The 13,051-nt window shown below is 73.3% G+C and carries 17 protein-coding genes; 6 read left to right on the top strand and 11 right to left on the bottom strand.

All coding sequences use genetic code 11. The features are described from left to right. Positions 1-135: 135 nt before the first annotated feature. A complete protein-coding gene (locus GWK15_RS15190) occupies positions 136-2,127 on the top strand; it encodes a VWA domain-containing protein (protein WP_168042203.1) in 1,992 nt (663 codons plus the stop codon). Between the two features lie 39 nt (positions 2,128-2,166). Here GWK15_RS15190 and GWK15_RS15185 read toward each other — a convergent pair whose 3' ends face one another. After that, complete coding sequence (locus tag GWK15_RS15185) at positions 2,167-2,649, bottom strand: peroxiredoxin (protein ID WP_168042202.1); 483 nt, start codon at positions 2,647-2,649, stop codon at positions 2,167-2,169. Positions 2,650-2,752: 103 nt separating this feature from the next. Between GWK15_RS15185 and GWK15_RS15180 the strand changes: the two genes are divergently transcribed. Beyond that, positions 2,753-3,343, top strand: a complete 591-nt coding sequence (locus GWK15_RS15180) for a YqgE/AlgH family protein (RefSeq protein WP_168042201.1) — start codon at positions 2,753-2,755, stop codon at positions 3,341-3,343. An 11-nt stretch (positions 3,344-3,354) separates the two neighbouring features. After that, a complete protein-coding gene (locus tag GWK15_RS15175; RefSeq protein ID WP_168042200.1) occupies positions 3,355-3,696 on the top strand; it encodes a DHCW motif cupin fold protein in 342 nt (113 codons plus the stop codon). Positions 3,697-3,870: 174 nt separating this feature from the next. Here the strand turns inward: GWK15_RS15175 and GWK15_RS15170 are convergent, their stop codons facing one another. Both GWK15_RS15170 and GWK15_RS15165 read right to left on the bottom strand, forming a co-directional pair. Next, positions 3,871-4,515: a hypothetical protein gene (locus GWK15_RS15170; protein WP_168042199.1), complete on the bottom strand. Its 645-nt coding sequence runs from the start codon at positions 4,513-4,515 to the stop codon at positions 3,871-3,873. An 85-nt stretch (positions 4,516-4,600) separates the two neighbouring features. Beyond that, the gene (locus tag GWK15_RS15165; RefSeq protein WP_168042198.1) at positions 4,601-4,972 is read right to left on the bottom strand and encodes a DUF983 domain-containing protein; all 372 of its coding nucleotides are present in this window, start codon (positions 4,970-4,972) and stop codon (positions 4,601-4,603) included. A gap of 118 nt (positions 4,973-5,090) precedes the next feature. Between GWK15_RS15165 and GWK15_RS15160 the strand changes: the two genes are divergently transcribed. Next, a complete protein-coding gene (locus GWK15_RS15160) occupies positions 5,091-6,476 on the top strand; it encodes an aminotransferase-like domain-containing protein (protein ID WP_168042197.1) in 1,386 nt (461 codons plus the stop codon). A 111-nt stretch (positions 6,477-6,587) separates the two neighbouring features. Here GWK15_RS15160 and GWK15_RS15155 read toward each other — a convergent pair whose 3' ends face one another. Genes GWK15_RS15155 through GWK15_RS15145 form a run of 3 tightly spaced genes read right to left on the bottom strand, consistent with a single transcriptional unit; the run spans position 6,588 to position 8,853 of the window. After that, the gene (locus tag GWK15_RS15155) at positions 6,588-6,941 is read right to left on the bottom strand and encodes an MmcQ/YjbR family DNA-binding protein (protein ID WP_168042196.1); all 354 of its coding nucleotides are present in this window, start codon (positions 6,939-6,941) and stop codon (positions 6,588-6,590) included. Continuing rightward, entirely contained in the window at positions 6,938-7,798 is an 861-nt protein-coding gene (locus tag GWK15_RS15150) for a TIGR01459 family HAD-type hydrolase (protein WP_168042195.1), read from the bottom strand. The genes GWK15_RS15155 and GWK15_RS15150 overlap by 4 nt, the downstream gene beginning before the upstream one ends. Further along, on the bottom strand, positions 7,798-8,853 hold the full coding sequence (locus GWK15_RS15145) for a quinone-dependent dihydroorotate dehydrogenase (RefSeq protein WP_168042194.1): 1,056 nt from the start codon (positions 8,851-8,853) through the stop codon (positions 7,798-7,800). Before GWK15_RS15145 ends, GWK15_RS15150 begins: the two co-directional genes overlap by 1 nt. A gap of 104 nt (positions 8,854-8,957) precedes the next feature. On the opposite strand from GWK15_RS15145, the gene GWK15_RS15140 reads away from it, so the two are divergent. After that, positions 8,958-9,830 carry a DMT family transporter gene (locus GWK15_RS15140; RefSeq protein WP_338147265.1) on the top strand — a complete coding sequence of 291 codons (873 nt, stop codon included), beginning with the start codon at positions 8,958-8,960 and terminating at the stop codon, positions 9,828-9,830. Here the strand turns inward: GWK15_RS15140 and GWK15_RS15135 are convergent. From GWK15_RS15135 to GWK15_RS15125, 3 genes are read right to left on the bottom strand one after another with little or no spacing between them, the layout of a single operon-like run. Then, the gene (locus GWK15_RS15135; RefSeq protein WP_168042193.1) at positions 9,803-10,159 is read right to left on the bottom strand and encodes a DUF952 domain-containing protein; all 357 of its coding nucleotides are present in this window, start codon (positions 10,157-10,159) and stop codon (positions 9,803-9,805) included. The genes GWK15_RS15140 and GWK15_RS15135 overlap by 28 nt on opposite strands. Positions 10,160-10,185: 26 nt before the next feature. Then, entirely contained in the window at positions 10,186-10,620 is a 435-nt protein-coding gene (locus GWK15_RS15130) for a cell wall hydrolase (RefSeq protein ID WP_168042192.1), read from the bottom strand. After that, the gene (locus GWK15_RS15125; RefSeq protein ID WP_168042191.1) at positions 10,617-10,952 is read right to left on the bottom strand and encodes a hypothetical protein; all 336 of its coding nucleotides are present in this window, start codon (positions 10,950-10,952) and stop codon (positions 10,617-10,619) included. The genes GWK15_RS15130 and GWK15_RS15125 overlap by 4 nt, the downstream gene beginning before the upstream one ends. 88 nt (positions 10,953-11,040) lie before the next feature. On the opposite strand from GWK15_RS15125, the gene GWK15_RS15120 reads away from it, so the two are divergent. Continuing rightward, positions 11,041-11,262 (top strand): hypothetical protein, encoded by a 222-nt coding sequence (locus tag GWK15_RS15120; RefSeq protein WP_168042190.1) that lies wholly within the window; start codon positions 11,041-11,043, stop codon positions 11,260-11,262. 100 nt (positions 11,263-11,362) lie between these two features. Here GWK15_RS15120 and terL read toward each other — a convergent pair whose 3' ends face one another. Together terL and GWK15_RS15110 are read right to left on the bottom strand one after the other, a co-directional pair. After that, entirely contained in the window at positions 11,363-12,808 is a 1,446-nt protein-coding gene (terL, locus tag GWK15_RS15115) for a phage terminase large subunit (protein WP_168042189.1), read from the bottom strand. Next, positions 12,786-13,049 carry a hypothetical protein gene (locus GWK15_RS15110; protein WP_168042188.1) on the bottom strand — a complete coding sequence of 88 codons (264 nt, stop codon included), beginning with the start codon at positions 13,047-13,049 and terminating at the stop codon, positions 12,786-12,788. Before GWK15_RS15110 ends, terL begins: the two co-directional genes overlap by 23 nt. Positions 13,050-13,051: the final 2 nt, after the last annotated feature.

The following is a 13,051-nucleotide window of genomic DNA, read 5'->3' as shown; positions in this document are numbered from 1 at the left end:
AGATCAACCCACCGCCCCACGGCGTGACCGGGCGCACGGTGCGGCCCAGGCCGGGGTTGCGCCGCATGAAACGTCATTGCACAGGAGAATCGGGCGCGCCTCGGGCCTGCCCCAACTGCCGGGAAACGAACGACCATGCGCCTGCTTCCCCTCCTCGCGCTGCTTGCCGCGGCGCTCGGCTCTGCGCCGACGCGCGCCCAGCCGGCTGGCGAGACCATCGTCATCCTCGACCTCTCCGGCTCGATGTGGGGGCGGATCGGGCAGGAGACGAAGCTCGACATCGCGCGCGAGGCGGTGCGCGGGATGTTCTCCCGCTTCCCGGCCGACAGCCGCGTCGGCCTGATGGCCTTCGGCCACCGCCAGGCGCGCGCCTGCAACGACATCGAGATGCTGGTCCCGCCCGGTCCGGTCGACCAGGCCGCGGTGGACGGCGTGCTTGGCCGGCTGACCGCGCGCGGACGCACGCCGCTGACCGACAGCGTGCGGGAAGCCGCGCGCGTGCTGCGCGTGGCCGAGCGCGGCGGCACCATCATCCTCGTCACCGACGGCATCGAGACCTGCGGCGGCGATCCCTGCGCGCTGGCGGCGGAGCTCGAGGCCGCGAACGCCCGCTTCACCGCCCATGTCGTCGGCTTCGACCTGCGCAGCCCATCCGAGCGCGCCCGCGTGGCCTGTATCGCCGAGCGCACCGGCGGCACCTTCACCGCGGCGGGCGATGCGCGCGAGCTCGCCGAGGCGCTAGGCCGCACCGCGCAGGCACAGCCCGCCCCGCGCCCCGTCGCGGCGCCCCGCACCACCGGCCTGCGCGCGACCCTGGGTGCGAACGGCCCGGCGCTGCCGGGCGCCGTCTTCACCGTGCTGCGCGAGGGCGAGGAGACCCCGGTGCACGAAGGCGCCGCGGCGCGCCTGGCGCTCGCCCCCGGCCGGTATGTCGTGACGGCCTCCACCGAGGATCGGATCGGTTCCGTCACCGCTGAGCTGACGGCGCAGGGGCCGGCCGAGATCGCGGTGCCGCTGGCCGATGCGCTGCCCCGCGCGACGCTGCGACCCGCCGTGCCCAGCATCGGCGCGACCGAGCTGCTGGAGGTGGCGTGGGAGGGCCCGAACGAACGCGGCGACTACCTGGTCTTCGCCCCCGTCGGCCCGAATGCGGAGGAGCCGGAGACGCGGCACTATGCCTATACGGCCGATGGTTCGCCCGCGCGGGTCCGCGCGCCGGCAACCGCCGGGGCGCATGAGGTGCGCTACGTCCTCGCCCGCGCCGGGCGCACGATCGGGCGCGCGGCGGTCATGGTGACGCCGGTGACGGCGTCGGTCGCCGCCGCCGCCGAGGCGCCCGCGGGCAGCCAGGTCGAGATCCGCTGGACCGGCCCGCGCGCGCCGGGCTCCTGGATCGGCATCACGGAGGCAGGCAGCGACGCCGGCGCGTATATCGGCGGCGCCTATGCCTGGGTGGAGGGTGCTGAGAGCCCGCTGCGCGTCACCGCCCCGGCCGCGCCGGGCACCTACGAGATCCGCTTCGTCGAAGGCGTGGACGGCACCGTACTGGCCCGCGCGCCGCTGCGCGTCACCGAGGCCCGCGCGACGATCGAAGCGCCGGCCACCGCCATGGCCGGCAGCCACGTCTCGCTGCGATATGCGCCGGGCCAGGCGGCCGATGGCAGCTTCATCGCGGTGGTGCCGCCCTCGGCCGAGCCGGGAGCCTATATCGGCGGCGCCTACGTCAACATCGACGGCGGCGAGGGACGGCTGCGCCTGCCCGCGGCGCCCGGTGCCTACGAGGTCCGCTTCGTGCTGACCGCGCCGGGCGGGGCGAGCGTGATCGCGCGACGGCCGATCACGCTGACGACGCCGGTCGCGACGCTCGATGCGCCGGCGACGGCGGCGCCCGGCACGCCGGTCGCGATTCGCTATGGCGGGCCACGCGGCGACGGGGATTTCGTGACGATCGTCCGCCCCGATGCCGAGGCCGGCCACTACGAGGGCTGGTTCGGCGCGGAGGCCGATGGATCCGCCGGCGAGATCGCGGCGCCGGACGCGCCCGGCGACTACGAGATCCGCTACGTGATGATGGCGCCGGGGGCGGATGCGACGGTGATCGCGCGGCGCCCGGTCACCGTCCGCTGAAGGACCGGGCCCGCCGCGACCGGCGGGCCCGCATCCGGATCAGAGCGCGGCGAGGACCGCCTGGCCGCTCGACACCTCGAAGGCGCCCGGCGCCTCGATCGCGATGTGCGTCACCTTGCCGTCCTTCGCCACCAGGGCGAAGCGCTGGCAGCGCACGCCGAGGCCGCGCGCGGTGAGGTCGAACTCGAGGCCCATCGCCTTGGTGAAGACGGCCGAGCCGTCGGCGAGCATCGCGACCTGGCCGGCGATCCCCTGGTCCTTCGCCCAGGCGCCCATGACGAAGGCGTCGTTCACCGACATGCAGGCGATGGCGTCCACGCCCTTCGCCTTCAGCGCGTCCGCGTTCTCGACGAAGGAGGGGAGGTGCTTGGCCGAGCACGTCGGCGTGAAGGCGCCGGGGACGCCGAACAGGACGACGGTGCGGCCCTTGAAGAACTCGCCGGTGTCGACCTCCTTGGGCCCTTCGGCGGTGGCCTGCATGACCTTCACGGCCGGAATGGCGTCGCCAACACTGATCGGCATGTCGTCCTCCTCGTTGCCGCATCGTCATAGCGCGGGGCGGATGGACTGTCATCGGGGGGTGCGGCGCCTTGCGGCAACGCGCGGGCTGCGCCACCTAGGGGGCATGGCCACGACCAACCGCTCCGCGCCGGAGCCTGCCGGCGGCTACCTCTCCGGGCATCTGCTGATCGCGATGCCGGGGATGGAGGATCCGCGCTTCGACCACACCGTCGTCTGCCTCTGCGCGCACTCCTCGGAAGGCGCGATGGGGCTGATCGTGAACCGCCCGCTGGGCGGGATGGAATTCGACGACCTGCTGCGCCAGCTGAAGGTGGAGCCGGTGCCGCCGCAGCGGCGCATCCGGATGCTCTCGGGTGGGCCGGTCGAAGGCGGGCGCGGCTTCGTGCTGCACAGCGACGACTGGACCGCGGATGGCAGCCTGGCCGTGATGCCGGGCCTCGCGCTGACCGCGAGCGTCGACATCCTCAAGGCGATCGCCGGCGGCGGCGGGCCGAAGGATTGCATCCTCGCCCTCGGCTATGCCGGCTGGGCACCGGGACAGCTCGAGGACGAGATCCAGCGCAATGCCTGGCTCAGCGTGCCGGCCGATGGCGGCATCGTCTTCGGCGACGACACCACCCGCACCTGGGCCGCGGCGCTCGCGAAGCTGCGCGTCGACCCTGCCCTGCTGTCCGGCACAGCCGGGCGCGCCTGAAGGATTCCGCGATGCAGATGTCCGCCATTCCCTTCGACACCACCGACTGGTCGCAGGTCGCGCCGACGCGCCATGCCGGCGAGGAAGGCGAGGCGCTGTGGCGCACCCGCCATGTCGGGCCGGAGGGCAACCAGATCCGCGTGCGCATGGTCGAGTATTCGCCCGGCTACGTCTCCGACCACTGGTGCCAGAAGGGGCATGTGCTGCTGGTGCTGGAGGGCGAGCTCGAGACCACGCTCGCGGACGGGCGCGTCTTCACGCTGACGCCGGGAATGTCCTACCAGGTCGCGGACGGCGCCGAGCCGCACCGGTCGCGCACGCCGAAGGGTGCAAGGCTGTTCATCGTCGACTGACGGCTCGGCGAGCGTTCGGGACTGCGCCGTCCGGCGCAGTCTGACGTCCGGCGCCGGCCCGCTCCCACCCTGCCACCCGTCGCGCCGCAGGCGCGCTATTCGCGCGACGACAGTATCCTGGATGGGTGGCCGGGTGGGGGAGCAGGCCGGTGCCGTCGTTCTCGAACGGCGATCTCAGCGCGGCGGCATCGCCGCGAGGACGGCGAGCATCTCGCGCTGAAGGTCGGCGAGGTCCTGGGGAAAGCGGCGGACGCTGTCGGGCACCGGGCGCGGCGGGGCTTCGCTCGCGACCGCGGCGCCGGCGGCGGTCGCGTCGATGCTGCGGCGGGTCTCGGCGATCACCTCGGCGAGGCGCTGGAAGTATTCGTCCCGCAGCGTGGCGATGCCGCGATTGGCCTCGCCCCAGGTGATGCGGCCGCGCATCAGCGTCAGCACCATGGCGTCGCCGCGCAGCCAGATGTCGACGGCGGTCTCGGCCAGCGCGGGGGCGATGCGGGCGATGCTCTCGATCAGCGGGGCGCGGCAGACCGAGAGTTCCCCGTGCAGCGCGACCATCACCGCGACCGCGGCACGGTCCGGGCGGCCGGGATCGGCCATCTGGGCCGGCGTGGGCTCGGGCGGGGGGATGGTCGGTTCGATGGCGAGCCGCGCGTAGAGCGCCTGGTAGTCCCACTTGTCGCGCAGCGGCGCGAGGCAGGTGTCGGCGACGGCGATGGCGCGGTTGATCTCATGCTGGACGCGGATCGCCTCCTGCTGCGCGGGGGTCAGGCAGCCGGCGCAGAGAAAGGCCAGGATGAGCGCGGCGAGGCGGCGCGGCATGCCGGGGCGACCCTGAGGCAACCGCTGCCGCATGCCGCAACCGCCGTGCGCACGTCGTTGCGCCGGATCAAGACGCGCCGGGGCGTTACTGGCGGGCGCTTTCCCGCGTCACGCCCGCACCCCAGGCGAAGCCGACGACGGCGCCCTTCATGAAGGGCAGGGTCGCGATGCTGACGATCGCGATGAGCGGGAGCCAGATGGCGAACTGGACCCAAAGCGCCGGCGCCCAGACGCGGTCCGACCAGAACATGAAGGGCAGCAGCAGATGCCCGACGAGGAACAGCGTCAGGTAGGGCGGCGCGTCGTCCGAGGGATAGATGCGGTTGTCGGCGCCGCAGGCCTCGCAGCATGGCGCGACCTTGAGGAAGCCCGAGAAGAGGTGCCCCTCCCCGCATTGCGGGCACCGCAGCCGCAGGCCGCGGCGCACGCCCTCGGCGATCCTGGATGTCCCGGCCATGGGGGCCCTCCGTTGGGGCGCGCCGGGCGTGGCGCCGTTGCCAAACAATCCGAGAAGTTATACATACAATCTGCCCGGTATCGGATCATTTATATGGATTGCATGGAGCATTCGCAAGATGGCGCGCGAGGATCGCTGGATCGGCCGCGTCGCGGGGCATGAGGGGCCGATCTACCGCGCCATCGCGGATGCGATCGGCGCCGCCGTTGCCGCGGGGGAGTTGCGCGAAGGCGACCGGCTGCCGACGCACCGCGCGCTGGCCGAGGCGCTGGGCGTCGACCTGACCACCGTCACGCGGGCCTATGCCGAGGCGCGCAGCCGCGGGCTGCTGCAGGCGACGGTGGGGCGCGGCAGTTTCATCCGCGCCGCGCGCGCGCCGGGCGGCGGCGACAGCGCGGTCGACCTGTCGATGAACCTGCCGCCGCAGCCCGATGCCCCTGCCCTGCCCGCGTTGTTGCGGGACGGGATGGCGGCGCTGCTCGGCGGCCCCGGCGCGACGGAGGTGCTGACCTATCGCAGCGGGGCCGGCAGCCTGGCGGAGCGCGCGGCGGGCGCGGCCTGGCTGCGGCCGGTGCTGGGCGAGGTGCCGGTGGAGCGCGTGCTGCTCTCGCCCGGGGCGCAGCCGGCGCTGATGGTGGTGCTCGGGGCCGTCATGGCGCCCGGCGAGGTCCTGCTGACGGATGCGATGACCTATCCGGGGCTGCGGGGGGCGGCGGCGCAGCTCGGGCTGCGGCTGCGCGGCGTCGCGGCGGATGCGGAGGGGATGCTGCCCGAGGCGATCGAGGCGGCCTGCCGTGCAGAGCCGCGGCCGAAGGCGCTCTATTGCGTGCCGACCATGCACAACCCGACTGCGGCGACGATGCCGCTGGCGCGGCGGGAGGCGATCGCGGCGCTGGCGCGGCGGCAGGGACTGCAGGTGATCGAGGACGATGCCTATGGGCTGCTGCCCTCGGCGCCGCTGCCGGCGATCGCAAGCCTGGCGCCGGAATGCTGTTTCCATGTCGCGACGGTGTCGAAGGTGATCTCACCGGCGCTGCGCGTGGCCTGGCTGGTGGTGCCGGATGTGCGCTGGGCGGCGCGGATGGCGTCGGCGCTGCGGGCGACGGTGTTGATGGCCTCGCCGTTGCTGGCGGGGGTGTTCGCGCGCTGGGTGGAGGATGGGACGGCGGCCAGGGTGCTCGGCGCGATCCGGCACGAATGCGCCGCGCGGCAGCGGATCGCGCGGGAGGTACTGGCCGGGGCGCGCTTCGCCGCGCATCCCGAGGGCATCCATCTGTGGCTGGACTTGCCCGGCGGCTGGGACCGGCTGGATTTCGCCGCGCATCTGCGGCGGCGAGGCCTGGCGGTGGTGCCGAGCGATGCCTTCGCGGTCGAGGCGCCGGCCCCCGCGGTGCGCGTCTCCTTGGGTGCTGCGGCCGACCGCACCGCGTTGCGCGGCGCGCTCGGCGCCATTGCGGACGCGCTGCGCTCCGACGCCCCTTCATCGTTCTCGGACATCGTCTGAGTGACGGTTTCCAAAGGCCTTTCGGCCGATGGGACCCCTTTGACGTTGCAGCGCAACGTCAAAGGGAACCCGTGGCAGGTTGGCCCGGAGGGGCGGCGCCCCTCCGGTGCGTCACTCGGGCAGCGCCTGCGCCACCCGCTTCGGCGCGGTCATCCGCCAGGACCGGCGCACGATCGCCGTGACTTCCTTCCAGTCGACGCGCCCTTCCAGCCTCAGGCCGATCCACCCCTTGTGCCCGACATAGGGGGGCCGGAAGAAGCGATCCGGCGCGGCTTCCACCAGCATCTCCTGGACGCCCCGCGGCGCCTTGCACCACAGCGCTGGCGTGCCGTCGTCCATCGGGTTCCACATGCAGAAGATGCGGCCGCGGATGCGCCAGGTGGGGACGGTCCAGGTCTCCTGCTCCGCCGCTTCGGGCAGGGCGAGGCAGATCGCGCGCAGCCGGGACTGCGCGCGGGGGCTCACCAGCGCAGGGAGCGGACGGCCGCGATGGGCCGCACGCCTTCCTCATGCGCGACGGCGGCGAGGTGGCCGGGGTCGGGGTTGTCGCCATGGGCATGGGCGGCGAGGCCGGTGAGCGCCCAGAGTGCATCGAGCCCCGCCGCCTGCGCGCCCGCGAGGTCGGTGTGCGGCGTGTCGCCGATGGCGAGCACGCGGTGCCGCTGCGGATGACGGAGCAGTTCGAGCACCGGGTCGTAGACCTCGGGGTCGGGCTTGCCGATCTCGCGCACCGCGCCACCGAGGCCGAGATAGATGTCGGCAAGCGCGCCGGCGCAGATGAGCTTCTGGCCGGCCACCATCACCGCGCGGTCGGGGTTCACGCAGACCATGGGCAGGTGCTGCGCGGCGCAGGCCTCGAGGACGGGGACATAGGGATCGGGGCTCTGCGGGCCGCGTTCGTCGTCGGGGCCGGTGTTGAGCAGGAAGGTCGCCTCGCGCGGGTCGGTGACGATCTCGGCGACGCCGTCCTCGACGACCGAGAGGTCGCGTTCCGGCCCGACATGGACGCAGCGCGTGCCGAGCTTCGCGAACCACGGGTCGGTGCGGCGCTTGAGGTGGCGCCAGGAGATCTCGCCCGAGGAGATGATGCCGTCATAGAGCGCGCGGTCGAGCTCCATGCGGTCGAGCAGCTTCTGCACCATCCAGGCGCGGCGCGGCGCGTTGGTGAGGAACACCACGCCCTTGCCGCGCGCCTTCAGCTCGGCGAGCGCCTCGGGCACGCCCGGATAGGGCTTGCGCCCGTCATGCACCACACCCCAGAGGTCGAGGACGAAGCCGTCGTAGCGATCGGCGATGGCGGCGATGCCGTCGAGGATTTCCATCACGCATCCTTGCCGACGGCGTCGGCGACCGAAGTGAAGCCATCGCGCTTGAGCAGCGCGGCGAGGCCGTCGGCCAGGCGCCGCGGCAGCACCGGACCGGCATAGGCGAAGCCGGTGTACATCTGGATCAGCGAGGCGCCGGCGCGGATCTTGGCGTAGGCCTGCTCGGGCGTGGCGATGCCGCCGACGCCGATCAGCGTCAGGCGGCCGCGCGCGATGCGGTGGACCTTGCGCAGCACCTCGGTGGACGGCGCGAAGAGCGGGGCGCCGGACAGCCCGCCCGCTTCCTTCGCGTGGGCCGAGGCGAGCGCCGGCCGCGCGATGGTGGTGTTGGAGACGATGAGCCCCGCGACGCCGCGCGTGAGGCAGGCATTCACGATCGGCCCGAGCGCATCGTCGGCGAGGTCAGGGGCGATCTTCACCAGCAGCGGCGGCGTGCGGTCGAGGCTCGCGCGCTTCGCGGCGATGGCATCCAGGATCGAAGCGAGCCGCTCCTCCCCCTGCAGGTCGCGCAGGCCCGGCGTGTTCGGCGACGACACGTTCATCGTCACGTAGTCGGCGAAGGGTGCCACGGCGGCATAAAGCGCGGGGTAGTCGCGCTCGGGGTCCGCACCTTCCTTGTTGATGCCGACATTGGCGCCGAAGATCGCGGGCAGCGGGCGCGGCAGGTCGCGCAGGCGCGCGAGGTAGCCGTCGAGCCCGCCATTGTTGAAGCCCATGCGGTTGATCACCGCCGCGTCTTCCGTCAGGCGGAACAGGCGCGGGCGCGGATTGCCGGGCTGCGGGCGGGGCGTGACGGTGCCGGCCTCGACGAAGCCGAAGCCGAGGCGCATCAGCGGCACGACCGCCACCGCATCCTTGTCGAAGCCGGCGGCGAGGCCGATCGGGTTGCGGAAGCGCAGGCCGAAGGCCTCGGTGGCGAGCACGGGGTCGTCCGTGCCGGTGTCGCGGCCGGCGAGGCCGGCAGCGAGGGCCTTGAGCGCGATGCCGTGCGCGGTCTCGGCGTCGAGGCCGCGCATGAGCGGCATCAGGGCGGAAGCGAGGGCGGGGGTCATGGCGGGCGTCTTGTGCCCCGGTCCGGGCCGTCGCGGAAGCCCGGTTGACGCCCAAGGGGCGGCCCGGCCAGAAGCCTCACTTCACACGGCGGAATGAAAACAGGGTGCGGGGCCCGCTCTACATCATCGCGGCCATGGGGCTGTTCGCGCTCCTGGATGCGAATTCCAAGCTGCTGTCGGGGACCTATCCGGTCGAGCAGGTGGTGGCGATCCGCTACGCGGCGCTGCTGCTGGTGCTGTTCGCCGGGCGCGCGGCGGTCCCGGGCCTTGGCGGGCGGCTGGATACGGCGCATCCCTTCCTGCACCTGACTCGCGCGGCCTTCATGGTCGGGTCGGGCGTCGGCTTCTTCCAGGCGTTGCGGACGATCCCGCTGGCCGAGGGCTACCTGGTCTATTTCACTGCGCCCTTCATGACGCTCGGGCTTGCGGCGCTGGTGCTGCGGGAACGGACGGGGCCGGCGGTCTGGGGGTGGTCGCTGCTGGGCTTCTCGGGGGTCGCGGTCGCCATGTGGCCGGGGCTTTCCGTGTCCGGGCCGTGGGATGCCTATCTCTGGGCGCTGTTCGCAACGGGCTGCTACGCGGCGGTCATGACGATCAACCGGCTGCTGCGGCACGAGACCGGCGCGGCGGCGCTGATCCTGTGGTCCTCGCTGCCGGGGCTGCTGGCCCTCGCGCCCTTCGCGGCGATGGGATGGGTGCGGCCGGGCGTGGTCGACCTGCTGGCGCTGTCGGTGAACGGGCTGCTCGCGGGCGGGGCGACGGTCTGCCTCGCCATCGCGTTCCGGTACGATTCCGCGGCGCGGCTGGCGCCGCTCGAGTTCAGCGCGCTGGTCTTCGCGGTGGGGCTGGACCTCGCGGTGTGGCAGGTGCTGCCGAGCGGCTGGACACTGGGCGGCGCGGTGATCGTCGTCTTCGCGCTGGTGATGAGCCAGCGCGCCGCGAGCCACCTTCAGGCGAAGCCGTCGGGAAACGCGTGACGGCCCGCCGCGTCGAGCGGCAGCGCGACCACGCGCCGCACGGCCGACAGCGGCAGATGCCCGTAGAGATGCGGGAACAGCCCCGGCCGCTTGCCGCCCGACGCCGGTTCCCATTTCAGCGCCTCGCCGAGCAGGCCCGCATCGGCTTCCACCAGCAGCAGGTCGGGCACGCCGGCGCGGTGCTTCGCCGCGCTGGCGCGCACCTGCGCCGCCGTCGAGAAATGCAGGAAGCCGTCCCGCGCATCGTCGGCGCTGCCGGCATAGGCGCCGGCGGCCTCGGCGGCGCGCCAGTCGGCCTCTCGCACCAGGGTGTAGATCAAGGGTTCCATCCGCGCCGTGTAGCGTGGCGCGACGGTCAGGTCAGGTCCTCGGCGCGGTAGAAGCAGAGGCCGCCGATCTCGGCCGCCGCCGGCCGGCCGAGCGCCCAGCCAGGCAGCGCCGCGGCATCGTGGAAATGCGTCGCACCCCCGGTCGGGTCCGGCAGCCCGCCCGCCAGCGCCCGCGCAGCGATGCGCCGGCAGATGGCGAGGGCCGCGTCGCCCGGCGGGATCTCGCGCAGCGCGGCGTGGCGCGGATGGTTCCGGTTCCAGCATGGGAACTGGAAGGGCGCGCGGCAGACGCCCGCCACCCCCTGCCCCCAATGCGGCACGCCGGCGCGGACGCGGTTCATCACCAGGGCGGCCAGCGCCTCGATGGCGCGGACGGGGCGGTCCGCGGCCTCGCCCCAGAGGGTCAGGGCGAGGATCTCGGCCGCCGCATCGCGGGCGGGGATGTGCGGGGCGGCGCTCATTCCCGGTCCTCCAGCCGGCGGGCGGCCTGGGCGGCGGCGATGCCGGCGCGCGAGACCTCCTCGATCTTCTCCTCGATGCGGATCAGGTGGTCGGAGATGCGGCGGTCGAGGTCGCGGATCAGCGACAAGGGCACATAGGTCCGCGCCACCTCGATCTTGAACTGCGCGAGGTCCTCCCGCGTGCGGGTCAGCGCGTCCGAATCGCGCTGGTCGCCGCGGTCGATGCGGTCGTGCATGTCCTTCCGGAGGCCGTGGATCATCCAGAAGAGCGCGGCCACGATGGGCGCCTCCACGGCGGAGATCCACCATTGGGGTTCGATCTGGATCGGCATGGAACGCCTGCCCTCTCTGCTGGAACCTTGAAGGGAGGCGGCCGGGGCCCCAGAGTCCGAACCAGGACCCTGGGAACCCCGCGCCGCGATGTGGAATGAGCCGTATCTCGAGACCTGCTGCCGCTCGGCGCTGCACCGGCTGACGCTGGTGGGACCGCATGGCCGGCCGCCGGGCCTCAAGGACGGGCCGTGCCTGAACCGCCTCACCGCGATGGGCCTGGCCCGGCCGCGCGAGGACGGCCGGTTCGAGATCACCGATGCCGGCCGCGACCGGCATGCGAGCGAGATCCTGAAGAAGCAGGCGGCGTAGAGACGTCTCCGTTCGCCTTCGCTCACGGCAACGTCTCCAGTCCATCCTTCGTGCGAGCATCTCCACTCGATCAGGCGATTCCGCCTGATCGGGATCGGCTTCAGGCGCCTCGCCAGGGCGGCGGCACCACCGGCCGCGCCCCGCGCACCAGGCGCACCGGCTCGGCCAGCAGGCAGCCCGCCACGGCATCGAGCGCATCGTCGCGCACCCCCGCCGCACCGGGGCGCCATTCCGCCATCTCGCCCGCGAAGGGCGTGCGGAAGACGCTGTCATGCGCATGCAGGCGCCGCGCGGCGAGCGCGGGTTCGAGGGCCGCGAGGATGCGGTCCTCCTTCGCGCGCACACTGGTGTGCTCGATGACGGTGCAGGCGACGCCGGCGCGCGACAGTTCCCGCCGCAGCAGCGCGGGCAGGAAGCGGCCGAGGCCGTTGGTCTCCACCCGCACCGCCGGCAGCAGCGTCTCGCGCAGGATCTCGGCCACGCGGCGGCATTGCTGCGTCGCCGGGTCCTCCGCCGCGGCCGGGTCATGCGTCAGGTAGGCGAGGCGATGGAGGAAGTGATGCCCCTCCCCGTCCGCATAGGTCGCCGCCAGCACCGAGGCGTCGCCCGATCCGGGCCGTCCATAGGCCGGATCCCAGAAGGCGCCGCCCGAGACGAGCCGCCGGCCCAGCAGCGTCAGCACGCCGCGGCCCTGCGCCTCGCGGTAGTCGGGTTCCTCGGCGTAGCGGACGATCGCCGCGGGATCGAGCCGCACCGCGCCGGCCGCGACCGGCTGCAGCAGCATCTGACGCTGGAACTGCAGCGGGCCAACGCGATCGCGGAGCGACGCGACGACATCGCGCGGGAAGCGTTCGGGCCAGGCGCTGTGGCCGGCGGCGTTCACCACCGGCACGGCGAGCCGCCGGTAGCCGCGCAGGAAGGCGCCTTCCTCCTTCGGGTGGCGGTAGAGGCTGTCCTCGCAATGCGGCGTGCCGACGAACAGGATCGTGCCGCCGGGCACCAGGATGAACTCGGCCTCGGCCAGGCGTTCGCGCAACTCGGCGCGCTTGCCGGGCGTGTCGCAATTGCCCGCGACCTCGACGTCGTCGCAGACGATCACCTCCGCGCGGCTGCCGGTGACATTCCCGCCGATGCCCTGCGCAAGCATCGACGGATCGCGCAGCGCACCCTCCCGCGCGACGGTGAAGCGGTCCGATGCCCAGGCTTCCGCCGCGTCCGGCAGCAGGTGGCGGCAGAGCGGGTGCCGCTCCACGATCCGCCGCACCGAGGCGACCATCTTCACCGCCAGCGGCTGGTCGGCGGCGAGGACGAGGATGCGCGTCTCGGGCCGCCGCGCCAGCAGCCAGGCGCACCACAGCCCGATCAGCGTCGACTTGCCGCAGCCGCGGAAGGCCATGAGCAGCAGCCGGTTCTCCCCGGCCGCGCCGCGCGCCTCGAGCCAGCGGGCGATGCGCCGGTGCACGGCCGGCGTCTCGTGCTGGTGGCGGCGGTTCCAGATCCAGACGAATTCGAGGAAGCCTGCGTCAGCATTGCTCCTCTTCCCCATGCGGGTCCTCCTCAGGGAAGGCTGCGATGGCCTGGCGTGCCTCCACCAGGATGGTCGTGGCGTCCTCCGCCGCGCTGCCCTCCGCACCCATCAGCCGGCCGAGCTTCACCAGCGCCTCGACATGCGCGAGGGCGGCGCGGCAGGCGGCGTGATGGCCGGCGAAGGCCTTGGTGTCGTCGCCGGTCCCGGGTTCGGGCCCGGCACGGAGGAAGCGCAGATAGCCCTCCATGACGACATCCATGG

It is taken from the genome of Neoroseomonas oryzicola, assembly GCF_012163135.1.
In the GTDB taxonomy this organism is placed as follows: Bacteria; Pseudomonadota; Alphaproteobacteria; order Acetobacterales; family Acetobacteraceae; genus Neoroseomonas; species Neoroseomonas oryzicola.
The sequence above is the reverse complement of the archived record's forward strand: the minus strand, read 5'-3'. Positions and strand labels throughout refer to the sequence as shown.